24 protein-coding genes and 1 tRNA gene are annotated in these 25,932 nt (G+C 57.4%); 11 read left to right on the top strand and 14 right to left on the bottom strand.

The features are described 5' to 3' along the window. Positions 1-47: 47 nt before the first annotated feature. Positions 48-803 (bottom strand): molybdate ABC transporter substrate-binding protein, encoded by a 756-nt coding sequence (gene modA, locus ERD78_RS17395; protein ID WP_129970899.1) that lies wholly within the window; start codon positions 801-803, stop codon positions 48-50. 153 nt (positions 804-956) lie between these two features. Here modA and xerD point away from each other — a divergent pair, with 153 nt between their 5' ends. Beyond that, a complete protein-coding gene (gene xerD / locus ERD78_RS17400; RefSeq protein ID WP_129970901.1) occupies positions 957-1,856 on the top strand; it encodes a site-specific tyrosine recombinase XerD in 900 nt (299 codons plus the stop codon). Positions 1,857-1,861: 5 nt separating this feature from the next. Beyond that, on the top strand, positions 1,862-2,356 hold the full coding sequence (gene ybaK / locus ERD78_RS17405) for a Cys-tRNA(Pro) deacylase (protein ID WP_129970903.1): 495 nt from the start codon (positions 1,862-1,864) through the stop codon (positions 2,354-2,356). Between the two features lie 84 nt (positions 2,357-2,440). Here the strand turns inward: ybaK and ERD78_RS17410 are convergent, their stop codons facing one another. From ERD78_RS17410 to ERD78_RS17455, 10 genes are all read right to left on the bottom strand, one after another. Then, positions 2,441-3,571: a M20 family metallopeptidase gene (locus ERD78_RS17410; protein ID WP_129970905.1), complete on the bottom strand. Its 1,131-nt coding sequence runs from the start codon at positions 3,569-3,571 to the stop codon at positions 2,441-2,443. Between the two features lie 133 nt (positions 3,572-3,704). Next, positions 3,705-4,670, bottom strand: coding sequence for a M14 family metallopeptidase (locus ERD78_RS17415; RefSeq protein ID WP_129970907.1), 966 nt, complete (start codon positions 4,668-4,670; stop codon positions 3,705-3,707). Between the two features lie 26 nt (positions 4,671-4,696). Next, positions 4,697-4,771 (bottom strand) — tRNA-Arg (locus tag ERD78_RS17420). A 252-nt stretch (positions 4,772-5,023) separates the two neighbouring features. Beyond that, positions 5,024-6,796, bottom strand: coding sequence for an IlvD/Edd family dehydratase (locus ERD78_RS17425; RefSeq protein ID WP_129970909.1), 1,773 nt, complete (start codon positions 6,794-6,796; stop codon positions 5,024-5,026). 4 nt (positions 6,797-6,800) lie between these two features. After that, a complete protein-coding gene (locus ERD78_RS17430; protein ID WP_129970911.1) occupies positions 6,801-7,787 on the bottom strand; it encodes a 2-hydroxyacid dehydrogenase in 987 nt (328 codons plus the stop codon). Positions 7,788-7,826: 39 nt separating this feature from the next. Next, a complete protein-coding gene (locus tag ERD78_RS17435) occupies positions 7,827-8,036 on the bottom strand; it encodes a hypothetical protein (protein WP_129970913.1) in 210 nt (69 codons plus the stop codon). Positions 8,037-8,064: 28 nt separating this feature from the next. Then, positions 8,065-8,391 carry a 2Fe-2S iron-sulfur cluster-binding protein gene (locus ERD78_RS17440; RefSeq protein WP_129970915.1) on the bottom strand — a complete coding sequence of 109 codons (327 nt, stop codon included), beginning with the start codon at positions 8,389-8,391 and terminating at the stop codon, positions 8,065-8,067. Further along, positions 8,391-9,665: an NAD(P)/FAD-dependent oxidoreductase gene (locus tag ERD78_RS17445; RefSeq protein WP_245152513.1), complete on the bottom strand. Its 1,275-nt coding sequence runs from the start codon at positions 9,663-9,665 to the stop codon at positions 8,391-8,393. Before ERD78_RS17445 ends, ERD78_RS17440 begins: the two co-directional genes overlap by 1 nt. A gap of 64 nt (positions 9,666-9,729) precedes the next feature. Beyond that, positions 9,730-10,284, bottom strand: a complete 555-nt coding sequence (locus ERD78_RS17450; RefSeq protein WP_129970917.1) for a 3-phenylpropionate/cinnamic acid dioxygenase subunit beta — start codon at positions 10,282-10,284, stop codon at positions 9,730-9,732. A gap of 65 nt (positions 10,285-10,349) precedes the next feature. Beyond that, entirely contained in the window at positions 10,350-11,102 is a 753-nt protein-coding gene (locus ERD78_RS17455) for a FadR/GntR family transcriptional regulator (RefSeq protein WP_129970920.1), read from the bottom strand. A 260-nt stretch (positions 11,103-11,362) separates the two neighbouring features. On the opposite strand from ERD78_RS17455, the gene ERD78_RS17460 reads away from it, so the two are divergent. From ERD78_RS17460 to ERD78_RS17470, 3 genes are all read left to right on the top strand, one after another. Then, a complete protein-coding gene (locus ERD78_RS17460) occupies positions 11,363-12,742 on the top strand; it encodes an aromatic ring-hydroxylating dioxygenase subunit alpha (protein WP_129970922.1) in 1,380 nt (459 codons plus the stop codon). A 143-nt stretch (positions 12,743-12,885) separates the two neighbouring features. Continuing rightward, on the top strand, positions 12,886-13,878 hold the full coding sequence (locus ERD78_RS17465) for a Bug family tripartite tricarboxylate transporter substrate binding protein (protein ID WP_129970924.1): 993 nt from the start codon (positions 12,886-12,888) through the stop codon (positions 13,876-13,878). Between the two features lie 835 nt (positions 13,879-14,713). Then, positions 14,714-16,249, top strand: coding sequence for an argininosuccinate lyase (locus ERD78_RS17470; protein WP_129970926.1), 1,536 nt, complete (start codon positions 14,714-14,716; stop codon positions 16,247-16,249). Between the two features lie 151 nt (positions 16,250-16,400). On the opposite strand, the gene ERD78_RS17475 is transcribed toward ERD78_RS17470, so the two are convergent. Beyond that, positions 16,401-17,333: a tripartite tricarboxylate transporter substrate binding protein BugE gene (locus ERD78_RS17475; RefSeq protein ID WP_129971079.1), complete on the bottom strand. Its 933-nt coding sequence runs from the start codon at positions 17,331-17,333 to the stop codon at positions 16,401-16,403. A 243-nt stretch (positions 17,334-17,576) separates the two neighbouring features. On the opposite strand from ERD78_RS17475, the gene ERD78_RS17480 reads away from it, so the two are divergent. From ERD78_RS17480 to ERD78_RS17490, 3 genes are read left to right on the top strand one after another with little or no spacing between them, the layout of a single operon-like run. After that, entirely contained in the window at positions 17,577-18,476 is a 900-nt protein-coding gene (locus ERD78_RS17480; protein ID WP_129970928.1) for an AEC family transporter, read from the top strand. Positions 18,477-18,488: 12 nt separating this feature from the next. After that, on the top strand, positions 18,489-19,046 hold the full coding sequence (gene tsaE / locus ERD78_RS17485; RefSeq protein ID WP_129970930.1) for a tRNA (adenosine(37)-N6)-threonylcarbamoyltransferase complex ATPase subunit type 1 TsaE: 558 nt from the start codon (positions 18,489-18,491) through the stop codon (positions 19,044-19,046). Continuing rightward, positions 18,977-20,350 (top strand): N-acetylmuramoyl-L-alanine amidase, encoded by a 1,374-nt coding sequence (locus ERD78_RS17490; RefSeq protein WP_129970932.1) that lies wholly within the window; start codon positions 18,977-18,979, stop codon positions 20,348-20,350. The genes tsaE and ERD78_RS17490 overlap by 70 nt, the downstream gene beginning before the upstream one ends. A 95-nt stretch (positions 20,351-20,445) precedes the next feature. Here ERD78_RS17490 and ERD78_RS17495 read toward each other — a convergent pair whose 3' ends face one another. Then, positions 20,446-21,084 (bottom strand): VTT domain-containing protein, encoded by a 639-nt coding sequence (locus ERD78_RS17495; protein ID WP_129970934.1) that lies wholly within the window; start codon positions 21,082-21,084, stop codon positions 20,446-20,448. 81 nt (positions 21,085-21,165) lie between these two features. On the opposite strand from ERD78_RS17495, the gene mutL reads away from it, so the two are divergent. Then, positions 21,166-23,091 (top strand): DNA mismatch repair endonuclease MutL, encoded by a 1,926-nt coding sequence (mutL, locus tag ERD78_RS17500; protein ID WP_245152514.1) that lies wholly within the window; start codon positions 21,166-21,168, stop codon positions 23,089-23,091. A gap of 6 nt (positions 23,092-23,097) precedes the next feature. After that, a complete protein-coding gene (gene miaA, locus ERD78_RS17505; protein ID WP_129970936.1) occupies positions 23,098-24,030 on the top strand; it encodes a tRNA (adenosine(37)-N6)-dimethylallyltransferase MiaA in 933 nt (310 codons plus the stop codon). A 25-nt stretch (positions 24,031-24,055) separates the two neighbouring features. Here miaA and purM read toward each other — a convergent pair whose 3' ends face one another. Further along, complete coding sequence (gene purM, locus ERD78_RS17510) at positions 24,056-25,102, bottom strand: phosphoribosylformylglycinamidine cyclo-ligase (protein WP_129970938.1); 1,047 nt, start codon at positions 25,100-25,102, stop codon at positions 24,056-24,058. 126 nt (positions 25,103-25,228) lie between these two features. Between purM and hda the strand changes: the two genes are divergently transcribed. After that, complete coding sequence (gene hda / locus ERD78_RS17515; RefSeq protein WP_129971083.1) at positions 25,229-25,930, top strand: DnaA regulatory inactivator Hda; 702 nt, start codon at positions 25,229-25,231, stop codon at positions 25,928-25,930. Positions 25,931-25,932 lie beyond the last annotated feature (2 nt).

Consider the following 25,932-nt stretch of genomic DNA (forward strand, 5'->3'; position numbering starts at 1 on the left):
GATGCGTCCCTGATGCCATCGCAGACGGCATCAAGCTGCACAGGCGTTCAGGGTTTGGAGAAACCGTACTTGGCCAGGATTGCCTGGCCCTGCTCCGAGGAGACAAAGTCGATATATGCCTGCGCCAGCGGATTCGCCCCCTCGCGCTTGACCAGCGCAATCGGGTACAGAACCGGAATGGGCGATGCCATTTTCTGCACGACCTTGACCTTCTCGGGCATGATGGCGGCATCCGTGGCAAATACAAAACCGGCATCCACCTCGCCGCGCGCCACATAATCGAGCACATGCCGCACATTCTGGCCCAGCACCTCGCGCTTCTTCACAGCCGCCCAGTCGCCGCTCTTCTCGAGGGCGGCCTTGGTGTATCGTCCCACCGGCACGGAGGCCGGATTGCCGAAAGCAACACGGGTTACAGCATCACCGCCCAGATCCTTGACCGACTTGATGCTACGGGGATTGTCGGCCGGCACAATCAGCACGACTTCGTTGCGAACGAAGTCGTGCCGGGAGTCGGTCACGATAGCGTCCTCCTTGGCTGCCTTGTCCATGGCGGTTTGGTCGGCAGATGCAAAGACATCAATAGGCGCTCCCTCGATGACCTGGTGCGCCAGGGCGCCCGAGCTTGCGAAACTGTTCAGCACCTTGGTATCGGTATGCAGCTTCTGAAACGCTACGCCCAACTCAGTAAAGGCATTGGTGAGGCTGGACGCGGCCGCCACGAGCAAGTCGCCCGCTCGCGCCTGCGCTGTCAGGCCCATGGCGAGAAAAAGCGTTGTTGCCAGCCAGAGTTTTGTCTTCATGATATGGATGTTCCCGAGATGGATGAGATCGAAATGGTGCATTTGTATCAGGCAGTCAATCGAAATATATATAGGTATATAACGATAGTCAAACCAGCCTTGCGCTAACATGCCCATCGTCATCCATCAAAATTTGCATACGCACAGACGGCCGTGTCTTTCGTACCGCCCCCCTCCATCGACACATTCCTCGACGCCGCGTGGCTGGAGGATGGCCTTGCCGCCAATACGCTATCAGCCTATCGCCGCGACCTCACCGCGTTCGCGCAATGGCTGCATGCCACAGCAGGCAAGGCACTGGAAACTGCCGACGCCGGAGACATACAGGCCTGGTTCGCTGCACGGCACGCGGTTAGCAAGGCTACAACCGCGAACCGACGCCTGGCATCGCTGCGACGCTATTTCTTGTGGGCCTTGCGCCAGGGCCTGGTGGCCCAGGATCCATGCCTGACACTACATGCCGCCAAGCAGCCCTCCCGCTTTCCCAAGACGCTGTCCGAAGCCCAGGTCGATGCGCTGCTGCAGGCACCCGATACAGATAGCACACTGGGCCTGCGTGATCGCGCCATGCTGGAAACCCTGTATGCAACCGGCCTGCGGGTCAGCGAGCTGGTGACCCTGGGCATGCTGGACACCAGCCTGAACGAAGGAGTGGTGCGCGTGGTCATGGGTAAGGGAGGCAAAGACCGACTGGTGCCGCTAGGCGACGAAGCCCACTATTGGATCACGCGCTATCTCGCCGCCTCACGGCCGGCGCTGCTGGGCGCGCGCCGCAGCGACGCGCTGTTCATTACCGGACGGGCTGCCCCCATGACGCGTCAGTCGTTCTGGCTTATCGTACGCAAATACGCGGCGCTGGCCGACATCCAGGTGCCACTCTCTCCTCACGTCTTGCGGCATGCCTTCGCCACGCACCTGCTCAACCACGGCGCGGATCTGCGCGTGGTACAGATGCTGCTTGGGCATGCCGATATTTCAACCACCCAGATATACACCCATGTGGCCCGCGAACGGCTCAAGGCCCTGCACGCGCGCCATCACCCACGAGCCTGAGCATCATGAGCAAGGACAAACACGTTTCCGAAACACCCGCCACGCATCTACTTCGCCAGGCCGCAGTCCCCTTCAGCGAGCATCCTTATGAGTATGTGGAACACGGCGGCGCCCTGGAGGCGGCAAGACAGTTGGGCTTGCATCCGCATCAAGTCGCCAAGACGCTGATCATGGAAGACGAAAATGCGCGGCCGCTCGTAGTCGTCATGCACGGAGACTGTGAAGTATCCACGAAGAACCTGGCCCGCCAGACAGGCGCCAAGCGCATCAGCCCCTGCTCGCCAGAAACAGCGCAAAAACATTCCGGCTATCAGGTGGGCGGCACTTCGCCATTCGCCACCCGCAAGCGCATGCCGGTCTGGATTGAAGCCACATTGCTGGATTTTGGCGTCATGTATGTAAATGGCGGACGGCGTGGTTATTTGATCGGCATAGCACCTTCTGTGGTAATGAAGGTGCTGGGCGCCAAGCCGGTGGAGGCGTCGCTGCCCAAGTCCTAGCAACCCGCCCGCCAGGATATCCAAGCAGCGCGCAGGCCGTCAGACCCTGTTGCCAGCGCGGCGCCGACCCGTCGGGGCACGTCCCTACGCGAGCTGGCGCAGCAGCAATGTCCAAAATGCCAAACGCTGCGGCAAGGTGGAAACCAGTATGTGCTCATGCAAGGTATGCGCGCCGTCACCATCAGCGCCCAGGCCATCCAGCGTGGGCACGCCCATAGCGGAAGTGAAATTGGCATCGCTGCCCCCACCCGTCATGGGGGCGTCCTCGAGATCGAAGCCCGCCTCGCGCGCATAGCGCTGGGCCAGTGCCAGCAAGGCGGTCGATGCTTCGGTTTTTTCCATGGGCGGGCGATTCAGTTCGACATCGATGTCCAGTTCCACGTCGGGATCCACGGCGCACAGATTGCGCATGCGTCGCAATACCACGTCGGCTGCGCCAAGCGTTGGCACGCGGAAATCCACCACACAGCGGCAATGCGCAGGGACGGTATTGGTAACAGTGCCGCCAGCTATGGTGCCGACGCTGACGGTAATACCCTGGCCGTAGTCGGTCATGCCCTCCAGCGCCAATACCTGGTGCGCCATTTCACGGATGGCACTGCGTCCTTTTTCGTGCTGCATGCCGGCATGCGCAGGCCGCCCTTTCACACCCAGGCGCAGCATGCCTGTGCCCTTGCGGGCGGTGACACAGCGGCCACCGCCAGGACGCGCCGGCTCACACACCAAGGCATACTTGGCATTGCCGGCATATCGTTCGATGGCGGGGCGCGAGGCATGGCTACCTGTCTCCTCGTCCGGCACCATGAGGAAATCCACCGGCAGCCGGGTGTCCCCGGCCTGTGAAAGGCCCGCCAGTGCGGTCAGCGCGAGATAGATGCCCGCCTTCATGTCATAGACACCCGGCCCATACAGGCGATCGCCATCGACGCGACAGGGATTCTCACGCAGCGTGCCAATGGGATGAACCGTGTCCAGATGGCCAAGAATCAAGATGCCGGGCCGCGTGTCCTGATCTGCCCTGTTGGTAACATGGACCAATGGCCCGGTATCATTGCCTAGCAATGTGACCGTGACCCCAAGCCCCGCCGCACTGGCCTGCTTACGCACCCGCTCCGCCATCGCGGCTACGCCTTCGGGAGAATGGGAGGGGGATTCGCAGCGTATCCAATCCTGGATGCCAGCGACAAGCTGATCTGTTTCAGTGACGGTGTTCATGGCGATCTCGGGTTAAAGATGCCAATGATCTCATGCCATGCGCCAACCCGCCAGCGAGCGGGCCGGGCGGCCGGACAAGTCCGGCTGGCAACTGCCGCGGCCCAATATGCGCCGGCACACTGCCGCTGGGAACCTACGCAATGGTCTGGGCAAGCCGCAGCACGGTGACACCAGGCCGTATGTTCGCGACTGACGGCATGATAAGCACGCAGTTGTCGTAAGGCGCGACCACAGGCTCGCCATCCTCCCATCCTATCAGCGTGCCCGCGGCAAGGCTTTCGAGTCCCTTCCAGTCTCGGGCGAACCGAAATCGGCCGCTCGGCGAACTGATGGCTTGTGTCACGCGCAAGGCCTGTTGGCGCGAAGCATCCGCAGCAAGCCAGCCCGATGGAACATCGGCGCGGTCGAGCGTTTCCGCCTCGATGAGAAAACGCGCCATCTGATCCAGGGCTACGTCTCTCGACTCTGGCGCGCCATGGAAGCCGCACTCGATCAGCAATGCACGGGTACCATTGTCATCCGGCGCTCCATGTCGGCCATAATCGCGCATGCGCACACCGGCGGCATGGCCGGCATCCGCAATGACGTTGGCCGGATTGCCGAGCCGAAGAGCAAGGTCTATGTTGCGCTGGTGCATCCCGGTAAGCTGCAATGGCACGTCGGACGTCGACATCGAGTGAAAGTCCATGAGCCAATCCGCCTGGTCAACCCATGGCCGCAGTTCGGCAGCGCGGCGCCGCTCGCTTGTCGTCGGGTCCGCAAGCTTGTCCGGGCTCCAGACGCGATTGAGATCTTCGTCAACAAAACGGGAAGGCAGATAATCGCTGGGGTCGAACCGGTCAAAAGCCGCCAGATTGCAGAATGCCAGGGTCAGCGTTCCCCTGCGTGGACACAGCCCGCTTGCCAAAAACGCTTTGAGCGCCCACGCGCCGCACAGTTCGTTGCCGTGAATCAGTGCGCTCAACATGACTTTGTTGCCAGGCTCACCGGTGTCAAAATGCCAGACCCCCGGTGTTCCGGTATTGCCCAGCCGCTCGGCGGAAAGATCCGGACAGGCGAGCGCAAACGGACGCGGTGGTGACACGGCAGCGTGAGTCATGAGGCGCTTCCCTTGCTTTTTCTTGGTGGCGTCCCCGGCAGGAATCGAACCTGCAATCTTCCCTTAGGAGGGGAAAGTTATATCCATTTAACTACAGGGACAACGGGTTTTCATGGAGTATAACGTAAGCCGCATGTACACTAGCTTTAGCTAGGAATGACGCGGCTTTCTTATGACAACCTTCACTCAAGTGGGCAAAAAATGGCGTGCCCAAATCGCGCCGCGCCATACCCTGCAATCAGCGTTGCTTCCTGCATGTTTACCGCCTGCGAAACGATACCCATGCGCCATGTAACAGCAGCCTTGGGGGCAATTCCCGGCTCTTTCATTGTGGGGACTATTGTTTTAATGTCTTAAACAATCGATTCTTGATCTGTCTTCCCACCCGACTCCACCTGCAGCGTACTGATCGATCTATGCTCATCGTGAGACTCACAACGCAGGAAGTCAAAATCACACCCTTGGTCAGCCTGCAGTACATGTTTCTGATACAACCATGCATAGCCGCGAAGAGACATTGGCTCCTTGCTTTCAAAATTGGCCATACGCCTGGCCATTTCAACTGCATCGACGAGAAGATCAATGCGTTGGCGCGATACCGACAGGCGAATACGATCACCATTTTGCACAAAAGCCAGGGGGCCACCTATCGCTGCCTCAGGGGTGACATGCAGTACAACAGTGCCATAAGCAGTGCCGCTCATACGCGCATCTGATATCCGCACCATATCTCGCACACCAGCGTGAGCCAACTTGGAAGGGATCGGAATATATCCCGCTTCTGGCATCGCTGATGCTTTTGGTCCAGCGTTGCGCAGAACAAGAATGTCATCCGCATTAACGTCCAAATCAGGTGAATCCAACCTATCAGCCATATCTTCAAGCGTGTCGAAAACAACCGCACGTCCTTCATGTTCGAACAGCCGCTCGTCGGCCGCCGCCACCTTGATGAGTGCCCCCTGTGGAGCCAGGCTTCCGTATAGTGCGCGAAGACCGCCTCCTTCGTAAACAGGATCAGCGCGCCGACGAACTACATTCGTATCTGACCATAGTTGCGCATCGTCAAGCTCTTCGCCTAGTTTGCGCCCCGTGACAGTCAAACAGTCTAAATGCAGCAGGTCACGAATCTCTCTCATTACGGCCGGCAGCCCGCCTGCCGCGTTGAGATCCTCCATGTAATGGGTTCCTGTGGGCTTAAGGTTAACCAGTACGGGGGTGTCCTTGGATAGTTTGTTCAACAGATCAAGGCTCACTGTAATACCTAATCGTCCAGCTATTGCTGTTAAATGAATAAGGGCATTTGTCGACCCTCCCACAGCAAGTAGAACCCGCAGTGCGTTCTCGACCGACTTCTGCGTAACAATCCGATCAGGTGTGACATTCTGCCGCGCCAACCAGACTGCCTGCCGACCTGTGGCTTCGGCTGCCCTCAACCTATCTGCATGAACCGCCGGGATAGTGGCGCTACGGGGCAACATCATGCCAATGGCTTCGGCAATGCAGGCCATGGTGCTTGCAGTTCCCATTACCGCACAGGTGCCTGCCGTTGTAGCCAGTTGGCCTTCGATCTCCTCAATCTGCTCCGATGAGATATCGCCGCCACGAAAGTTTGACCAATGCCGCCGACAATCAGTGCATGCTCCAAGCCGCTCCCCCATATATCGGCCAGTCATCATCGGACCACCCACAAGTTGAATGGCGGGGCGCCCTGCCGACAAGGCACCCATCAATTGGGCAGGAACGGTTTTGTCACACCCTCCCACTAGCACCACACCGTCCATGGGCTGTGCCCGCACCATTTCCTCGACGTCCATTGACATCAAGTTCCGGAACATCATGCTGGTCGGATAGATAAACGGCTCTCCAAGCGATACCGTTGGGAATGTGATCGGAAGAGCACCCGCCGCCAGTACGCCACGCTTGACCGCTTCGATCAGCTCAGGAAAATGCCTGTGGCAATTATTGAAACCACTCCGCGAGTCAGCAATACCAATAATTGGCCGATCCAGCTCATCCCCTGAATACCCCATCGATCGCGCAAAAGATCGACGCAGATACCGTGAGAACTCAATGTCACCGTAATGCGTCAAGCCCCGATATAGGCCCCGCTGCTTATTGTCAAGCATTCGACTACTCCGCCTTAGATCCCCATACCTGAGGATTGACCATTGCTTCGGGCTGTTTGTTAGTGAGGGCATCGATCAGATTGCGAGTAGCAAGGTCTATCATTGCGCGACGCGTTTCTACAGTCCCGCTGCCCACATGGGCTTGCAACACCACGTTACGCATGCTGCAAAGCGGGCTTTCCGCAGGCAGTGGCTCTTTTACCATCACATCCAAGCCAGCCCCAGCAATTTCGCCAGATTTCAATGCCTCAACCAAAGCCTGCTCGTCAACTACCGCCCCCCGCGACGTATTAATGAGGTAGGCTGACGACTTCATTATCTTAAGCTCACGCTCGCCGATGCTATTGCGAGTGGCATCCGTCAAGGGAACATGAATGCTCAAAAAATCCGCCTCTGCCAAGAGCGCCTCACGATCGCGATACTCGGCTAAGCCCTCGCTTTCGGCGTCTGAACAGCGATTTCGATTGTGGTAGATCACGTTCATATCGAAGGCTTTCGCAGTTTTTGCTACGACTCGCCCTATGCGACCCATGCCAAGCAAACCCAGTGTTTTTCCGCGAATGTCACGAGTAAGTGCTGGCGCCCCCTTGCTTGCCCAGGTTCCATCACGCACATAGGTGTCTCCATTGAGCATATCGCGGCCAAGGATAATAATCATTCCAAAAACGAGATCAGCAACAGCAGAGTCTAATACCCTAGGCGTATTGCAAACAAGAATGTTACGAGCATTAGCAGCGGCCACGTCCACATTATCGAACCCCACCGCAAAGTTCGAAATTACGCGCAACTTAGGCATAGAGGCCATGACCCCTTCGTCAAGTTTCGTTCGTACAGTGCACACTATGCCGGCTATTTCCTGCAGTCGGTCCGAGTCAAGGGCATCTTCCAGGCGCTTTCCGACCGGCACATCCACGATATTGAAGTTCGCTTCAATACTGGTACGTAGATCCTCAGGCACAGGCGCAGAAACAATGACATAGGGGTGGGACATGAAATCCTCCTTATTGATATGGGTTGATATGGGTGTGCTCTATTGCACTAGCCCTTCGATATCAGTGGCGAAAATAGGCTGCTCATTCGAGCTGACAAGTTCAGGGTTATTCGGGTGCTCCAGATAACGTCCAATTATCCAGGCCCCATCCTGGGGATTCTCAGTCACCTCAACGATGGCACCATCTGCTAGCTTCACTCGTACTCCAGGCACCAGCTCGTTGAGATTTATTGTCTTAGAATCAGGCATGATGTTCTCCTGTGCCATACATAATGCGTCACAACATAAGTTGTTCTACCGGTATACGTACACTCATACCAGCCAGCGAATCAGTCATGATTATTTGACAGGAAAGGCGACTAGTAGGCGACGGATCTGGCACGATCTGAAGCAGCGCTGATTCCGACATATCGGGAGCAGCGATTGCGCTGAAATGCTCTGGGTCGACATGCACATGACAGGTGCCGCATATCGCCCCGCCGCCGCACTCGGCAACAATACCTTCGATACCCTCCCGTCTGGCCGCCTCCATCAGAGACCAGCCTACTGGGACATCAATAGGTTGCTCAGTACCGTCGGGCAGCACAAATTTCACTATGGGCATTATTGGGATTCCTCCTCTGGAGAAATAGTGACGGGGGCGGCGACATCGGCCGGCATACCGATCCGCTTGATGTTCTTAACAAACTCTATGGGACTGTCCACTGCCTCAACCACGGCCAAAGTGCCGCCCTGGTAACGTTCCACAATCCATCCGTTCCGTGTGACAAGAATGTTTTCTTCGCATGGCACTCCGGGCCGAATTAAACCCGCAACCTGTAGCCGTCTGCCATGCTGCTCCGACCAGAACGTGCAAGGACGATGTGCCGGTAATGGTTTTCTCGCAATCACCGTAGCAACAATGCGAGCTTGCTCCAGCGCATTCTGAACACTCTCCACGCGAACATGCGCATTAAGGATGGAGCGATAGCGGCTCGCACAATCGCCAATTGCATAAACATTGCGTGAAGAGGTGCGGCAGATCTCATCCACCACAATGCCGTTATTGCAGGCAAGGCCGGCCAACTCAGCCAACCTAGTATTGGGCGCCGCCCCAACGGAAGCTAACAAAACATCCGCTTCAAGCCATTGCCCGCAATCGAGCTCAACACGCCACGAACTCTCTTCATACGCACATTGACGAACGGCGCTACCGTGGATCAAAGTGATGCCTGCTTCCCTATGCATCCGCTCAAACTCGCGCGAGGTGTGGGCAGAAACACGACCGGCCATTAATGTAGTCGCTTGCTCCAACACCGTCACACGAGCGCCCAAACCTATTGCCGTAGACGCCACCTCCAAACCTAAATAGCCCCCGCCGACAACCAGCAAGTGCTTACCAGCCGCTAACTTGCTCCTTAGACGCAATGCATCATCCGCTGTACGAATCATGTGCAAACCTGGATTATCCAGGCTTGGCAACTCCCGCGCGCTCGCACCCAAAGCCAATACGCATTGCCGGAAATTGATTCTGCGCCCCAAGTCGGTAATCAATTGACGAGTGTCTGTATCGACTCGCGTAACGCGCTCCCCTCTTAGGAAAGTTATCTTTTGCTTCTCATAGTTGTCCGCAGCCTTCAGTTCAATACGATCAAATGTGGTTTGGCCTGCAAGGAATGCTTTGGATAGCGGCGGCCGTTGATAGGGTATGCGAGACTCCTCTCCCAGCAGAATAATGCTCTCCTCATAGCCCGCAGCACGTAGAGCAAAAGCGCATTCGACGCCGGCATGGCCTGCACCGACAATGACTGTGTCTGCTTTGATCGATTCATTTTGTATGCCGACCAACCTATCCTCCCACATGTATCCTGGTGTCATGGCTACTACATACTTATGCATGCCCGCATTGACGCAAATGCACACTACACAAGCATCCTTGCGGCGCTTCTCACGCCACAGGTAATCAAAAGAACGTTGTCAACGCTTTAGACAACAGCACATTCTGATCTAAAAAAATTTCACGGGTGAGAATCTTCCAATCACCGCCAACGCCCAGCAAGGTGTCCAACCGTTTTCCCACAAACAGGCTTTCCTCATCCTGGAGGCGGTTCTGATACACAAGAAAGCGCGACCGCACTTTTACCTGCTTCCCCCCTTCCGCCCCTTCTCTCAAATCAAGCACACGTATATTGGATACCAAATGAGAGACACGTGATGCTGGCTCCTCGGCCCAATGAATTCCCGTCCCAATCTGAGCCACGCGTTGGCGTAATGTATTGATACCCTCATCAAACCAGGCAGCCTCGCCTTTGGCCGAATACTCCTGATCCATCGCATCGCGGCGGACATTGCGCGCAAGAGGCATACGGTACTGAATGTCCTCGTGTAGCAACTCCAGCCACTTGTCGAAACGGCGTTCGTCCAACAGGTCGGCCTCCCGAAAATAGAATTGCTGGATATCCCACCAAAGCTCGATTGAGCTAGACTGAGCCGACTGTTGCACATCGGATTCCATCATTTCATCCTCCCCAGTTGCGTGGCATTTCACGCAAATTCCACCCGCTCGCCGCTTGTTTTGTTTGATCAAGAGTCACGCTTCACGCCATTTGGCATACGGTCAAGCAAGCGCGACACTGTATTCTCAATATGGTTGCGAGCCAGTTGCCGAGCCAATTCCGGGTCGCCTCGTTCAATGGCGTCAAAAAGCAACTGATGCTCACGCTGAGCATCCGTACCACGACGAGCATTCGCCGAACGCGTACGGGATACTTCCAAGTTACGCACCAGTAACTGACTAAGGAAGCTGAAGAACTCAATGTAGTGTTCGTTCCGGGTCGCCTCCGCAACTGCCCGATGGAATCGCATATCAGCCTCAACACCGGCCACCACATTGTCAGTTTCAATTGCATCAGCCATGTCCACTAACGCACCGCGCATGGCATCAATATCAGAATCAGTTCGGCGCAACGCTGCCAAAGAGGCGGCCTCGATCTCAAACCCCCTACGAAGCTCCACAATACTAATGATCTGCTCGATATCGCCGTCTTCCGCAGCATGCATACGCAACACGGAAGGGCGAGCCACCGCCGTAATAGCGAGGCCCCGCCCTTGTTTGCTTTCCACAAGGCCATCAGCCTTCAAGCGCGACACGGCTTCGCGCAGGGCCGTACGCGAAACGCCCAACCGTTCGGCGATTACCTGCTCAGGAGGCAAAATTTCGCCAAGACGATATTGCCCGCTAGTAATTTCATTGATCAGAATTTCAGTAATTCGATCCGTTAGGCTGACGGGCTCGGATCGCCGATCCGACTCTGGACGACGTTTAAGAAGGGCCATGTTTCAACACTCCAATTACTCGTGTTTATAATATTATATTACTAATGGAATTTTTGGAAGATAGAAAGGGAAAATACCTCAATAAAGCACGTAATTTGTATGGAATAAGCTTCGTATCTATTGCAGTTATTTTTGTAAATCATTGATATTAAACTAAAAATTAAATTTATTTCGACTGCTAGCTTCAATAGCTCAATTCTCTTGATCTTATTAGTGTGATTATACTACAATCAAAGAAATCATTGAAAATGAGGATAGCCATGGAGCCAGTAGAGCAGCTCGTTCGAGCCGATGAGGGCTTGGTTAAGCGTGCCATCTTCTCAGACGAAGAAATTTTTCGAGAGGAAATCAATCGAATCTTTTCACGCGCTTGGTTGTTCGTCGGCCATGAAAGCTTGATACCCAATCCAGACGACTACTTCGTATCACGCATGGGGAGTGACTCGGTCATCCTTACACGCAATCGGCAGGGTGAAATTCAGGTACTACTTAACAGCTGTACTCACCGCGGCATGAAACTGTGCCGCTATGATCAAGGTAACAACCGAACTTTCACCTGCCCATATCATGGCTGGAGCTTTTCCACTGATGGCAATCTGGTCGAGCGTCCAGGAGAACTGGTAGGCGTGCCAGGTCATGCCAGCCACTACAAGGGAGATTTGGATAAAAAACAATGGGGCCTGAAACGGGTAGCACACGTACATAATTACAAGGGGGCGATATTTGCAACCTGGGACGCAGGCGCCCCTGCATTTGAAGATTATCTCGGAGATATGCGCTACTACCTGGATTCTGCGCTGGATCACCGCGATGGTAGTCCTGGCGGATCTATTGTTATAGGCGGCGTACAAAAATGGCGTGTTGGCAGCAACTGGAAGATGCCAGCGGAGAACTTTATCGGCGATCTATATCACGACATTAGCCACCGATCAGTGGATATCGTCGGGATAGGGCCAAGCGGCGGGCGAGGCAGACGAGATGCCATGAAGGGCCGAGTTGCGATCGCTTTTCCTGCACTGGGACATGGCCTACTGGGAAACCTGCCTCATTACGAAGAGCCCGAGTACCAGGCGAACTACGCAGCCGATCCAGAAATTGAAAAATACTATCGAGATGTACATCAGGCTCGCATAAGAAACCTCGGAAATCAGATGCGCGTTCGGCACCGCGTTGGCACCATCTTTCCAAACATGTCTTTTCATGGTTGGCAACCACGCACCATTACTGTGTATCACCCCATCAGTCCCTCTGAAATGGAAATGTGGCGCATGTATTTGGTGGACGCAGACGCACCAGCAGGAGTCAAAGAGGCAGCGAGACACTATTTTCTTCGCTATTCCGGTCCGGGAGGCATGACTGAGTCCGATGACATGGAAAACTGGACCGGCGCCACCGAGGCCAGTCGAGGCAGCATTGCTCGAGAAATGTATTTTAACTATCAAATGGGTATCGGCCACTGTAAGCCCGTCCCCGAACTACGTGGCGCGGTTGTCAGTAATGAATTCACCGAAGAAAATGCGCGCGCGTACTACCGTCGCTGGGGGCAATTCATGTCTGGAAAATCGTGGGACGAATTAATGCCCACATATGAGATCAAAGACGAAGCCTGTCTTCCCCTCACGGGCAGCCAGCTACCGTAGCATCGTCGACCGTACCATACGCCGTGCTGAGAGCACAGAGACAATTTCAATAGGCTGCCAAGTTCTGGCCATTACCTAGGCCTTTGCTTTGAAGCCATATAACGCAGCTCAAACAGGCTTCACAAACCAAAAGGAGACACTCAATGGAACGCCGTTCGCTTCTCAAGCTGTTGGCCGCTGGCGCCGTATGTGTGCCATACAATCGCCTTATGGCGAAGGGCCAAGACTACCCCACCCACACAATTCATATGCTGGTAGGCTCAACACCAGGTAGCGCAACCGATCTGGCTTCACGTCTAGCTGCTGAAATTTTGCAGAATAAATATGAGCAGACTGTTGTTGTCGAGAATAAACCAGGTGCAGGCGGCGTTATTTGCATGATTGACGTTGCCAAAGCCGCCCCAGATGGTTACACATTGCAGTTGGGGGGCCTTGGACACAATGTTATTCCTCCGGTCACGCGCACTGGCTTGCCCATTGATATACCAAATCAGATCATGGCCATTGCACAAGCAGCGGAGTTTGTAAATGTGCTTGTGGTACGTAAAAATCACCCAGCAAACAACCTGCAAGAGTTCATCGACTATCAAAAAAATAGAAAGAAACGCGTACTGTACGGCAGCAACGGCATTGGAAGCTCATCCCATATGACTAGTGAGCTCTTCGGCATTCGTACTGGCTTGAATTTAGAACACGTTCCCTACAAGGCCGCCAGCGATGCGCTGATAGGTACAGCCAACGGAGATCTTGACTTGCTATTTATGAACATGCCGCCTACTTTACCCATTATTCAGACAGGGCAACTTAAAGCGCTTGCTGTAACCAGTAGTTATCGCGCACGGCAGCTTCCGGATGTTCCAACAATGCAGGAGCAAGGTATGAGCGACTTCGACGTGACGAGCTGGTTGGGCGTATATGCACCCGCAGGCTTGGCACCCGAGATAGTACAGAATCTGTCGGACACTCTGGTCGAGGGGTTTGGCTCTCAAAAATACAAGCAAAAGTTCATCAATGCTGGATTTGAACCAAAAGTACGCAATGCTAAAGAGTTTGCCGAGTTTAACCAAGCAGAACTGAAGCGCTGGGGGGATGTAGCGAAGAAGGCGGGTGTAAGCCTTCCCTATGGCAAGGCCTAAATATTTCGTTAGCTCATCCTCACACCAAAAACCTTTACAGCCCAGCACCATCATCCTTCAGCAAATCCTGAAACTCTCCATCGGAAGGTGATCGTTGCAAGGCTTCTATGGGCATTTCTCCATGGCTAAATCCTAGAGCCTTCTTGATTGCATGGCTCATAGTTTCGACGTATTCATGTGGCATGCCTGCTGGGTACAGTATGCCCAGCAGGCTCCGACCACAAATCCTGGCACGCCAGATTCATTAGTAACGGAGACGTCGGGGCGCAACGCGGCTAGTTATGGCATGGCCAAGCGCAAAAACGTACCGTTGCCGGCTGAAGAAAATTGAACTCACCCGGATACGCCTTGGCATATGCAATAGAGCCCTCAAAATCATCGAAAGAAGCTCGCGGGCTTGCAAGCATAATAAGCAGCAGATCGCACAAAAACCCATCGACTCGAAATCTTTAAGTTTGCCGTGGTCGAAAGCATCATGCACGAAGTAGAGAAAGCTTCGGCTTATAGAAATGTAAATATCGCTATAGTCTATTGCTATCGCCCCCTTGTGCGTGAGACCGGGCGTCGTGTTCTCCGCAACCATGTGCATCATCGACAAGGCGGGCGAAGCGGCTATGGCTATGAAGGAAATGCCGCTGGCTTTGTGAGTTCGGCGGCAAATCATATTCATTGAAACAATGAACAAGTATCTCTTGTTCAATGCGCCTATAGTAGCGCTAGGTGAGCTCAAAAATCCTACAAAGGGCTCGCGAGGAGGTTACAGCCTTTGCGCTCAGAACCCACGAAGTTACTCCACGCTGAAATACGAAAAAAGAACACGAAGGAGAAGCAAACCATGAGAACCCCACTGCTTTCATTGCTGTGCCTGTCTGCCATCGCCTACGCTGCACCGGGCGTCGCCGAAACACCGCGGGACGAATTCTTCTGGCTGGGGGAGATGAATAAAGCGACACTGGTCATCAACACCGACGAAGGCCTTATCGAAAAATCCATGGCCCCGGGTTTTGCCGCAGGCATAGAAAAAGTCATCGAGGATGGAAACAAGGAAGGAGGCAAGCGTCCATCCACCGTGATTACTTTCGAACCCCTGATGATCAAGGCCGCGGGCTCCGAAATCACGCTGCTGCATGCGGGACGCTCGAGTCAGGACATGCACGCAACCTACCGCGCCGCCATTCTGCGCGACGGCTTGCTCGACCTCGCCCAGCAACTGCAGGACACATCGACGACACTCGTGAATCTGGCCGAGAAGAACGCAGCCACCATTGTTCCCAACTACACCAATGGCGTTGCCGCGCAACCCAATAGCTATGGCCACTACCTTCTGGGTCATGCCGCAGGCCTGCGGCGCGACGCGCAGCGCATTCGGGAAGCTTATGCGCGTGTCGATCGATCGGCCATGGGCACCACCGTACTGAACGGCACCAGCTGGCCGCTGAATCGGGAAAGAATGGCCCACTATCTCGGATTTCCGCGCATTGTGGACAATGCATACGACGCCGCGCAGATATCGTCAATGGAGCACCCTGTGGAAGCAGGTGCCATCGTGATGAGCATTGCCTTGCATACTGGCCACTTCATCGAGGATCTGCTCACTCAGTATGCCCAGCCCAGGCCATGGATACTACTGCAGGAAGGCGGCGACAACACCTATGTTTCCAGTGCCATGCCCCAGAAGCGCAATCCTGGCCTGCTGAACAGGACGCGCAGCAGCGCATCCACCGCGCTGACGCTGGCATTGGGACCCGCCATTCAGGCCCACAACATCACACCGGGGATGCCGGACCCAAAAAGTGCCAAGGCCAACAGCGCAATGGTTGCCAGCGCAATCAAAGCCTTGAAAAACTGGGATGATGTCATGAAGGCTTTGGTCGTCAGCCCCGACCGCGCGCTGGAAGAGCTGAACAGCGATTGGACCGCCTCGCAGGAATTGGCCGATTCGCTCATGCGCAATCATGGGCTGCCGTTTCGCATCGGCCACCATTTTGCATCCGAGGTCGTCAGCTACGCCAAAAAGAACAACATCAAGCCGCTGGACTTTCCCTACGCGCAGGCGCAGCGCATCTATGCAGAAACCGTGCACGGAAGTGCGTATCCGCAAACTCTGCCCATGACGGAGGAAGGTTTCAAGGCAGCGCTGGATCCCGTGTCGATTGTGAACCATCGTGCAACGACGGGCGGCCCGCAGCCGGCGGAAATGAAACGCATGATTGCCGATGCGAGAAAAGACCTTGCCGAACAGCAGACATGGATCGATGCGCGGCATGGCTACATCGATGCAGCATTGAAGCAGTTGGACGCCGATTTCCAGAAATTGCTGGATGCGAGCAACAACTCGTCGCAGGAGAACAAGCCGACAGATGCGGCCTGACACTCAACGTTCTGGCACGCCTGCGCGCGAGGCGCAGCGCGCCAAATAAATGGCGAGGCTCCACCTGGCAGACATGGAAAAGGCCGGCAAATGCCGGCCTTTTCCATGTCTGCCAGGCTGCTGCTGAAGCGGCCTGGACACAGCGCAATGCTTACTCGAGCGTGATGTTGCCCTTCTTCACGACCTCGTGCGCCCAGTCGTACTGCTCCTTGATTTCCTTGGCGAACTCGTCAGGCGTATTGCCCGAGGGCGCCGCGCCCTGTTTCTCAAGCGAAGCTATCACCTCAGGATCCTTCAAGGCCTTGACAGCGGCATCGTGCAGAACATCGATGATTTCCTTGGGCGTACCCTTGGGCGCCAGCAGACCGTACCAGGCCGGCTGATTCAGCTGCGGATAGCCTTCCTCTGCCAGAGTGGGGACATCCGGCAGGGCTTTCAGACGCTCAGGCCATGCAATGGCCAGAGCACGCAGCTTGCCGGCCTTGATCTGCCCCATGGAAGAGGGCAGGTTGTCGAACATGCTGTCGATCTGTCCGCCCACGGCGTCGGTAACAGCCGGACCCGAACCCTTGTAGGGCACGTGAATGGCTTCGGTGCCGGTTGCCTGCTTGAAGGCTTCGCCAAAAAGGTGAAGGACCGAGCACGTACCCGAACTGCCATGGGTGTACTTGCCTGGATGATCCTTGAGCTGCTGCACAAATTCCTTGAAAGTCTTGGCAGGGAACTTGGGATTGACTTCGATGACATTAGGCACATTGGCGAAGTTGGTCACCGGCAGGAAGTCTTTCAGCGGATCATAAGGCAGGTCTTTGGGGCGGCACGCGGGATTCACCGCCATGGTCGAGACGGTGGCGATGGACAAGGTGTAGCCGTCCGGTTCAGCGCGCGCTGCCTCGGATGCCCCAATGGCGCCACCGGCGCCACCCTTGTTCTCGACAACCATGGCCTGGCCGAGCACCTCGCCCATTTTCTGCGTGACGATCCGCGCCACGATGTCAGTGGAGCCGCCGGGAGCAAACGGCACGATGACACGAATGGCCTTGTCCGGGTAGGCAGCATGCGCTACACCTGCCGCACCAAACATGGAAGCTACGCCGGCAACGAGGGTAAGTGCGGCAAACTTTCTGTGGAGGTTTTTCATTTAGTGATGTCTCCGAAAAGGGGTATCCAGTAAGCGAAGAAAACAGCCTGGCTCGTAGCCAGGCTGTTTGTTTCAGGGTGGAGAATAACAGTAAACTACCCCATCTTGGCTGGTTGCCAACAAAAAAAGTTACAAATTGGCATACTGGATAACCCTGCCCCTACAGGCCGCTGCTGCAGTTTCTCTATGTCCGTTCTCCTGCTAGTACTCCCGGATTTCATGCTCATTGGCCTGGGTTGGTTGCTGTATAACAAGCTGCGGTTCTCAGGAGACTTTTTCCAGCACGCAGAGAAGCTCGTCTATTTCGTACTGTTTCCTGCCCTGTTGTTCCACTCCATACGCCAGACACCGCTTAGCCCTTCATCGGCCTACCAATTGCTGCAGGCCGTGCTTGCGCTTCTGGCCTGCGGTGTGGCGGCGGTTTGGCTGGCCATGCCGGTATTGCGGCCCCAGCCGATGGCGCATGCGTCCATCGCGCAGTGCGGCTACCGCTTCAATACCTATATAGGGCTCTCTCTGGCATTGGCCATGTCGGGCACGGAGGGCCAGACCGTCATGGCCGTGATCGTGGGGCTGTCGGTGCCCTTTGCCAATGTGGCTGCCGTCCACGGCCTGGCCCGTCAGCAGCCTGGAGGGCGCATCCTGCGCGAGATTGTGCGCAACCCGCTCATTATCGCCACGGTAGCCGCTCTTGCCTTCAACTTCCTGCACATCCCGGTGCCGCATGTGATCGATGTGGTGCTCAGCCGTCTGGGGGCCTGTGCCATCGCCATCGGCTTGATGTGCGTGGGCGCCACATTGTCACTTTCCGGCGGACGTGGCGCCGGAAAGCTGATGGGCTGGATTGTCGTTGTCAGGCTGCTGCTCATGCCATTGGCAGCCATCGTGATAGGCTGGGCCCTGAATCTTCCGCCGCTCGAACGTCAAATACTGTTGTTATTTGGCGCCTTGCCCACGGCATCGTCCGCATATGTGCTGGCTGCCCGCATGGGTGGAAATGGGCCTCTGGTCGCGGTCACCATGTCTGTCACAACTGTGCTCGCCGTCATTACCATTCCCTTCTGGCTAACAATCGGCTTTAACTGATAGCCTAAAACCATGGCAACACAAGAACCAAAAATAGATGCAATTTCGATTCAATTGCCAGATGAAGCTGCAACAAATGCGCTGGCCCAGGCATTCGCGCCCATGCTTTGCGGCACGCATCCGCGCCTTGGGCCCTCGGTAAAAGGAGGCCGCATTCACCTCAGCGGCCACCTCGGCGCAGGCAAAACCAGCTTCGTTCGAGCCCTGCTTCGCGCCGCAGGAATCACTGGAAGAATAAAAAGTCCCAGCTACGCACTGCTTGAAAGCTATAATCTTTCTAACTTATACTTCTATCACCTTGATTTTTATAGATTTAGCGATTCGCGCGAATGGGTGGATGCAGGATTCAGAGAAATCCTGCGTGATGAGGCGGTGGTTTTGATCGAATGGCCGGAACAGGCGGGCGGCTTGCTCTCCTCTCCGGATATGGATATCAGGCTCGACTATGCAGATGTCGGGCGTCATGCCTCCCTTGTCGCCCATAGCGATAAAGGAAGACTATGGCTGACGACACTTGCCTCCACACAAAAGGACATAATCCGGCAGATGTCTCCCGGCGCCGGGTCCTAGCGACTGCGGGCTCTCTGCTGCTTCTGCCCGTCATCCCCTCGCTCAGTCAGGCAGCCACCATCGTGGCCGTGCGGACCTGGCCGGCCGACGAATACACCCGCGTCACCCTTGAGATGGATTCCGAGCTCAAGGCCGAACACTTCATGCTCGAACATCCCGACCGGCTGGTCGTGGATATCGACGGACTGAGCATGAACACCGCGATCAAGGAGCTGGTATCCAAGATCCAGCCCAACGATCCCTATATCGCCGCGGTGCGCGTGGGCCAAAACCGACCGGGCGTAGTGCGGCTTGTGCTCGATCTCAAGCAGCCCATCGCGCCCCAGGTGTTCACGCTCAAGCCAATTGGAGAATATAAATATCGTCTTGTGCTGGACTTGTACCCGAAGGTGGCGCAAGACCCGCTGTTGGCCATCCTGAACGAGGCTCAGGATGATCCACTGGCCCAAGTGCTTGAAGACCTGGCCCGCAACAATCCACCGGATGCGCCTGTCCCGTCAGTGCCAGGCCAGCAATTGCCTCCGGTCGCCACCACACCCCGTCCCAAGCCCCCCAGGCGGACGCCCGACGTATCTCCCATGCCGGCGCCCCCCACACCCGACCGTCCGCTCCTGATTGCCATCGACCCGGGCCATGGCGGCGAGGATCCGGGTGCGCATGGCCGAGGCGGCACCAAGGAAAAGGATGTTGTGCTCAAGATAGGGCTCAAACTGCGCAAGCTGATCGACGCGCAGCCCAATATGCGCGCCTATATGACGCGTGACCGCGATTTCTTCGTGCCGCTGCACGTGCGCGTACAGAAGGCACGGCGCGTCAAGGCCGACCTGTTTATTTCCATTCACGCGGATGCATGGATCAAGCCCAGCGCGCGGGGCTCGTCAGTGTTCGCGCTGTCGCAGCATGGCGCCACGAGCGCCATGGCCCGCATGATGGCCAAGCGCGAGAACGACGCCGACCTGATCGGCGGTGTGAACCTGGGATCGCATAACCAGCAAGTGGCCAAAGTACTGCTGGACCTGTCAACGACCGCCCAGATCAACGACTCCATCCGCATCGGAAGCCGGGTTCTGCAAGAAATAGCAAAAATCAATACATTGCACAAAAAGCATGTAGAGCGGGCAGGCTTTGCCGTGCTGAAAGCGCCGGATATTCCCTCCATCCTGGTGGAAACAGCGTTCATCAGCAATCCGGCGGAAGAGCGCAAACTGCGCAGCAGCAAGTATCAGGAGCAGATTGCCGAAGCGCTGCTGACCAGCATTACCGATTTCTTCGACGCCTCGCCCACCCTGGCGCGGCGCGCTTGATACGGCCTGGCCGCTTGGCGACTACGCGTCATCGGCCGCAATCGCCTCGGCTGGGCGGCCGAGCGCTGTGAGCATGCACCGTCGGGGGCCCGGTGCTAGCTTGCTGAAGAGCGCCTGAGCAGCCGCCACAGCACTCCCAGTACCACCGGCACCACGGCGGCGCTGACACCGATCAGCACAATGGTGTTCAAATGTTCCTTGATGATGGGCACGTTGCCAAAGTAAAAACCCAGCGTGATCAGCCCGCCCACCCACAGCACCGCGCCAACCACGTTGAACACCTGGAAACGCACGATGCTCATGAGCCCCACACCGGCCACAAACGGTGCAAAGGTACGAATGACCGGCAGAAAGCGCGACAGGATGATGGTCTTGCCGCCATGCTTTTCATAAAAGGCATGTGTGCGCAGCAGTGCGCGCTGATCCAGAAAGCGGACGCGGCTTGTGAATACCTTGGGGCCGATGTAGCGGCCGATATGATAATTGACCGTATTGCCAAGCACACCTGCCACAATCAATATGAGAGCGAGCAGCACTGGGTCCAGCATGCCGCTGGCGCCAAACGCCCCCGCGATGAACAGCAGTGAATCGCCAGGCAGGAATGGCGTGACGACCAGGCCTGTTTCGGCAAAAACAATAAGAAACAGAACCAGATAGATCCATTGCCCATATTGCACTACCCACTCGCCCATGAATTGGTCGATGTGGAGGATCATGTTGAATAAATCGAGCATAAATTCCTGTAAAGGTGGGTGCGAACGCCCCAGTTTATTCCAGCATTCAACATGCCGCGAACCTGAGGCTAAAATCAGTGCATGACCGCAATGTCCAATCCCGCCCTACAGCGCCGCGCGATCGCCCCGCTGCCCGATCGCCTTGTCAGCCAGATCGCCGCAGGCGAGGTCATCGAGCGCCCCGCCTCCGTGCTCAAGGAGCTCATGGAAAATGCCATCGATGCGAGCGCACGGGCAATCGAGGTCAGGCTTGATGGGGGAGGCATACGCCGCATCTGTGTCAGCGACGATGGCAGCGGTATCCCGCCGCAGGAGTTGCCTCTCGCGCTGACGCGCCATGCAACCAGCAAGATCACATCGCTGGATGAATTGGAATCCGTAAGCTCCATGGGATTTCGCGGCGAGGCATTGGCCTCGGTGGCTTCGGTTGCTCGCCTGGCCTTGACATCGCGCACCGAGGGCGAGCCCCATGCCTGGCAGGTTACGGGACCGCAGGACCGGCCCTCGGCCGCCTCGGGCTCTGTGGGTACCACAGTGGATGTGCGGCAGCTTTTTGATGAGGTGCCGGCCCGTCGTAAATTTCTTCGTTCAGAAACCACTGAGTACGGCCACTGCCTGGATGCCTTCGAACGCATCGCGCTGGCTCACCCGCAGATTGCATTCCGCCTGTTTCACAATGACAAGGCGCAGAGAAACTGGCGGGCCAGCGATGTCGGACAGCGCGTGCGCGAAGTGCTTGGGCAGGACTTCGTGTCGCAATGCCTTTCCGTCCATCGTGAACTGGGCCTGATCGCGCTCGAGGGCATTACCTGCCGCCCCACCTTTGCGCGCAGCCGCAGCGACCGCCAGTACCTGTACGTCAACGGGCGCTTTGTCAAGGACCGCAGCGTATCGCACGCCATTCGCCAGGCCTATGCCGATGTGCTGCACGGAGACCGGCAACCCGCTTACGTGCTCTTTCTGGCTGTGGATCCAGCCACAGTGGATGTCAATGTGCACCCCGCCAAGCACGAAGTGCGCTTCCGGGACAGCGGCGCGGTTCACCGGTTTGTCAGTCAAACATTGGCACAGGCGCTTGCGGGAGCGGGAGGCCACGCCCTGGCGGAAGCCGGCAGTTCGCATGACGGCAAGGCTGGCGCAAAGATGCCGGACACGGATATCCCACAAGAAGGCGGCACACAACCCTCCGTGCCTGCCGTGCCGGGATCCGCGCCGGAGGACGGATGGCGCCGCTTCTCGGCTGCTCAGGCCGCCTCAGGAAACCCTGGACATGTCTACAGCCGACAGCGGACCTTCCCGCTACGCGACCCGGCGGGCGGAACCGATACGTGGCAGGCCTTCTACCGCCCCGCCGACGGACTGAACGTTGATGGCGTCGGCGAGCATGAGACAAAAAGCCCGCCGGCCGCACATGATACGGACGAATACCCGCTGGGCATGGCCCTGGGCCAGCTCCATGGCATCTATATACTGGCCCAGAACAGGCATGGACTGGTGCTGGTCGATATGCATGCCGCCCACGAACGTGTCGTCTACGAGCAACTCAAGCGCGCCATGGACGCGCGCGATCTGCCGCGCCAGGAATTGCTCGTACCCGTTGTATTCAATGTCAGCGAGAAGGAGGTTGGCCTGGTGGAAGAGTATCAGGCCACGCTGGACGAACTGGGGCTGGGCATCCGGCCGGCAGGGCCGGCCGCGCTGGCCGTGCGCGCCGTGCCGGCGCTGCTCGCCGGTGGCGACATTGAATCGCTGGCGCGCAGCGTATTGCGCGATCTGGCCAGCGTGGGCATGACGCCTCATCTGACTGAGCAGCGCAACGAACTGTTGTCCACCATGGCCTGCCATGGATCGGTACGCGCCAACCGCCGGCTGACGCTGGATGAAATGAACGGGCTGCTGCGGCGCATGGAAGAAACCGAACGCGCGGATCAGTGCAACCACGGCCGGCCCACCTGGATGCAATGGCCCATCGCCGAGCTCGACCGCCTGTTCATGCGCGGCCAATAGTCCGGCATGGCAACACCCATACTCTGTCTTGCGGGGCCGACCGCTTCCGGGAAATCCGCTGCGGCGCTCGCCCTGGCCGAGCGCTGGCCTCTTGAAATCATCACGGTGGATTCGGCCACCATCTACCGCGGCATGGACATCGGCACAGCCAAGCCCAGTGCCCAAGAACGCGCCCGGGTGGCGCAACACCTTCTGGACATACGCGATCCGGCGCAAAGCTACTCCGCGGCGGAATTCGCACACGATGCCAGGCAACTGATCCGGGACATCCGCGCCAGAGGCAACATCCCCCTGCTATGCGGCGGCACCATGCTGTATTACAAGGCGCTGCGGGAAGGCCTGAACAACCTGCCTCTGGCCAATGCGGCTGTTCGCGCCCAGATAGACCAGGAGGCCGCCTCGCTGGGATGGCCCGGCTTGCACAGACAGCTGGCCGGCTACGACCCCGAGACTGCCGCCCGTCTGTCGCCCAATGACAGCCAGCGCCTGCAGCGCGCCATCGAGATTTACCGTGTCAGTGGCATACCCATGTCGGCCTGGCTGCGCAAGGCACGCCCCTCCGATGACGCAGGCCATCGATACATGACACTCAGCCTGGAACCTTCGGATCGCCTGGTGCTACATGCGCGCATTGCCGCTCGTTTCGGCCAAATGATGGATCAAGGCTTGCTGGCAGAGGTAGCCGCGCTGCACGCCCGCAGCGACCTGCACACCGGCCTGCCTTCAATGCGCTGCGTGGGCTACCGCCAGTTGTGGGCGCATCTGGATGGCGATGCTCGCTTGCAGGCCGCCGTTGAGCAAGCGGTTGCGGCCACGCGCCAATTGGCCAAGCGCCAGCTGACATGGCTACGCGCCCAACCCGAACGCGTCGTCGTGGACTGCCTGGCCGCGGATGCACGGGATCGCATCATCGATGCCGCGGCGCAGGTCTGGCGCTGACCGCCAATATTGGGCGCACTCCGTCCTATACCACGAAAGTCTGCGGGCCTTCGCCCTGGGCCACGATTTCACCCAGGCGGCTGACGGTTTCGCCTTCTGCCCGCAAGGTTGCCGTGACCGCATCCGCCGACGCGGCATCCACCACTACCACCATGCCAACGCCGCAATTGAATACGCGATACATTTCCTGGTCTGCAACGCCGCCATTCTCCTGCAGCCACTTGAACAGGGCAGGCATTTCCCAGGCATCGCGATGCAGGCGCGCCGCCAGGCCCGGCTGAAGAATGCGTGGAACGTTCTCCAGCAATCCGCCACCCGTGATGTGCGCCAGGCCCTTGATGCCGGCTTCATGCGCCGCGAGCGCCGCCAGCACGGATTTCACATAAATACGCGTGGGCGCCATGACGACATCCTCGAGCTTGCGCCCATCCAGATCCTGGCTGGGGCGCGCATTCGCGTGGCTGAGAATCTTGCGGATCAGCGAGTAGCCATTGGAGTGCGCGCCGCTGGATGCCAGGCCCAACACCACATCGCCCTGCGCAATGGACTTGCCGTCGATGATCTTGGATTTTTCGACTGCCCCGACGGCAAAACCCGCCAGATCGTATTCCCCATCGGGATACATACCCGGCATCTCGGCGGTTTCTCCTCCGATGAGTGCGCATCCCGAGAGCTCGCAGCCCTTGGCGATACCTGCCACCACACTGGCAGCGGTATCCACCGATAGCTTTCCGCAGGCAAAATAATCGAGAAAATACAAAGGCTCCGCCCCCTGCACCAGGATGTCGTTGACGCTCATCGCAACCAGGTCTATCCCAACCGTGTCGTGCCGCTGCCATTCGAACGCAAGCCTCAGCTTGGTGCCCACGCCATCGGTGCCTGACACCAGAACGGGCTGCTTCAGATGCGGCGGCACTTCGAAGAGCGCGCCAAAGCCCCCTATACCCGTGAGGGCGCCGGCGCGCATAGTACGGGCCGCAAGGGGCTTGATGCGGTCGACGAGCGCGTCGCCCGCGTCGATATCAACGCCCGCATCGCGGTAGGTCATGGAAGCGGATGGTTTTTTGGTCATGAAAAGTGCTCCGGGATAGCCGGCGCCCGGGTGGAGCGGCCGCTATCGAGAGAAAAGCTGCGGGATGTGCAAGAATTGCGTGTTTAACTTGATGAACCTGGATTTTACGATGAACCCGGCATGACCATGTCCCAGCAACTCATACTCGACCTTCTGCCGCCTTCACCTCCCTCGCTGGACAACTTCGTGCCTGGCGGCAATGCGCAGGCGCTGGATGCCCTTTCACGGTGCAGCCCCGGTCATGCGATCTATCTCTGGGGCGCGCCGGGCGCCGGCCGCACCCATCTGCTGCGGGCCTGCGCGGAGCGCGCCGATGCCATATATATCGAGCCCTCCGACGCCGCCGATATGCTAAGGGACGCGGCCATGGCAGATACCCCTCCCTTTCGCCTTTTGGCCGTCGATGACGTGGAGCGCCTGGACGACAGCGCGCAGGCGGCGCTCTTCAGCCTGTACAATCGCTGGCGCGAGGTAGCCGCCACGCCCCTAGCATTTGCCCTGGTTCTGTCCGGCAACCGGGCGCCGCTGTCCATGCCTTTGCGGGAGGATTTGCGCACCCGGCTGGGATGGGACCTGGTTTTCCGGCTCGAGTTGCTGTCGGACGCCGAACGTGCCCAGGCGCTGGAAACCCGGGCGCTGGAGCGGGGGCTACGGCTGGCACCCGAAGTCATCAACTGGATACTCACCCACCATTCGCGCGATATGCGCCTGCTGAGCGCATTGCTGGACGCACTTGATCGCTACTCCATGGAAAAACAACGCGCAATCACACTGCCCTTGCTGAAGGACCTGCTGCGCACAGCGCCGCCTTCGCCCAACGCCGGCTGAAC

The sequence above is a fragment of the Allopusillimonas soli genome, from assembly GCF_004153445.1.
Taxonomy (GTDB): Bacteria; Pseudomonadota; Gammaproteobacteria; order Burkholderiales; family Burkholderiaceae_B; genus Allopusillimonas; species Allopusillimonas soli.

Bases quoted from the DNA above. Each gene is read 5' to 3' on its own strand.
- ERD78_RS17465 (WP_129970924.1), top strand. From the start codon at position 12,886: ATGGAACGCCGTTCGCTTCTCAAGCTGTTGGCCGCTGGCGCCGTATGT.
- ERD78_RS17455 (WP_129970920.1), bottom strand. From the start codon at position 11,102: ATGGCCCTTCTTAAACGTCGTCCAGAGTCGGATCGGCGATCCGAGCCC.
- ERD78_RS17440 (WP_129970915.1), bottom strand. From the start codon at position 8,391: ATGCCCATAGTGAAATTTGTGCTGCCCGACGGTACTGAGCAACCTATT.
- modA (WP_129970899.1), bottom strand. From the start codon at position 803: ATGAAGACAAAACTCTGGCTGGCAACAACGCTTTTTCTCGCCATGGGC.
- ERD78_RS17435 (WP_129970913.1), bottom strand. From the start codon at position 8,036: ATGCCTGATTCTAAGACAATAAATCTCAACGAGCTGGTGCCTGGAGTA.
- miaA (WP_129970936.1), top strand. From the start codon at position 23,098: ATGGCAACACCCATACTCTGTCTTGCGGGGCCGACCGCTTCCGGGAAA.
- ERD78_RS17410 (WP_129970905.1), bottom strand. From the start codon at position 3,571: ATGAACACCGTCACTGAAACAGATCAGCTTGTCGCTGGCATCCAGGAT.
- ERD78_RS17470 (WP_129970926.1), top strand. From the start codon at position 14,714: ATGAGAACCCCACTGCTTTCATTGCTGTGCCTGTCTGCCATCGCCTAC.
- ERD78_RS17460 (WP_129970922.1), top strand. From the start codon at position 11,363: ATGGAGCCAGTAGAGCAGCTCGTTCGAGCCGATGAGGGCTTGGTTAAG.
- purM (WP_129970938.1), bottom strand. From the start codon at position 25,102: ATGACCAAAAAACCATCCGCTTCCATGACCTACCGCGATGCGGGCGTT.
- ERD78_RS17480 (WP_129970928.1), top strand. From the start codon at position 17,577: ATGTCCGTTCTCCTGCTAGTACTCCCGGATTTCATGCTCATTGGCCTG.
- ERD78_RS17445 (WP_245152513.1), bottom strand. From the start codon at position 9,665: ATGCATAAGTATGTAGTAGCCATGACACCAGGATACATGTGGGAGGAT.
- tsaE (WP_129970930.1), top strand. From the start codon at position 18,489: ATGGCAACACAAGAACCAAAAATAGATGCAATTTCGATTCAATTGCCA.
- hda (WP_129971083.1), top strand. From the start codon at position 25,229: ATGTCCCAGCAACTCATACTCGACCTTCTGCCGCCTTCACCTCCCTCG.
- ERD78_RS17430 (WP_129970911.1), bottom strand. From the start codon at position 7,787: ATGTCCCACCCCTATGTCATTGTTTCTGCGCCTGTGCCTGAGGATCTA.
- ERD78_RS17475 (WP_129971079.1), bottom strand. From the start codon at position 17,333: ATGTTTGGTGCGGCAGGTGTAGCGCATGCTGCCTACCCGGACAAGGCC.
- ERD78_RS17495 (WP_129970934.1), bottom strand. From the start codon at position 21,084: ATGCTCGATTTATTCAACATGATCCTCCACATCGACCAATTCATGGGC.
- ERD78_RS17490 (WP_129970932.1), top strand. From the start codon at position 18,977: ATGGCTGACGACACTTGCCTCCACACAAAAGGACATAATCCGGCAGAT.
- ERD78_RS17450 (WP_129970917.1), bottom strand. From the start codon at position 10,284: ATGATGGAATCCGATGTGCAACAGTCGGCTCAGTCTAGCTCAATCGAG.
- ybaK (WP_129970903.1), top strand. From the start codon at position 1,862: ATGAGCAAGGACAAACACGTTTCCGAAACACCCGCCACGCATCTACTT.
- ERD78_RS17425 (WP_129970909.1), bottom strand. From the start codon at position 6,796: ATGCTTGACAATAAGCAGCGGGGCCTATATCGGGGCTTGACGCATTAC.
- mutL (WP_245152514.1), top strand. From the start codon at position 21,166: ATGACCGCAATGTCCAATCCCGCCCTACAGCGCCGCGCGATCGCCCCG.
- ERD78_RS17415 (WP_129970907.1), bottom strand. From the start codon at position 4,670: ATGACTCACGCTGCCGTGTCACCACCGCGTCCGTTTGCGCTCGCCTGT.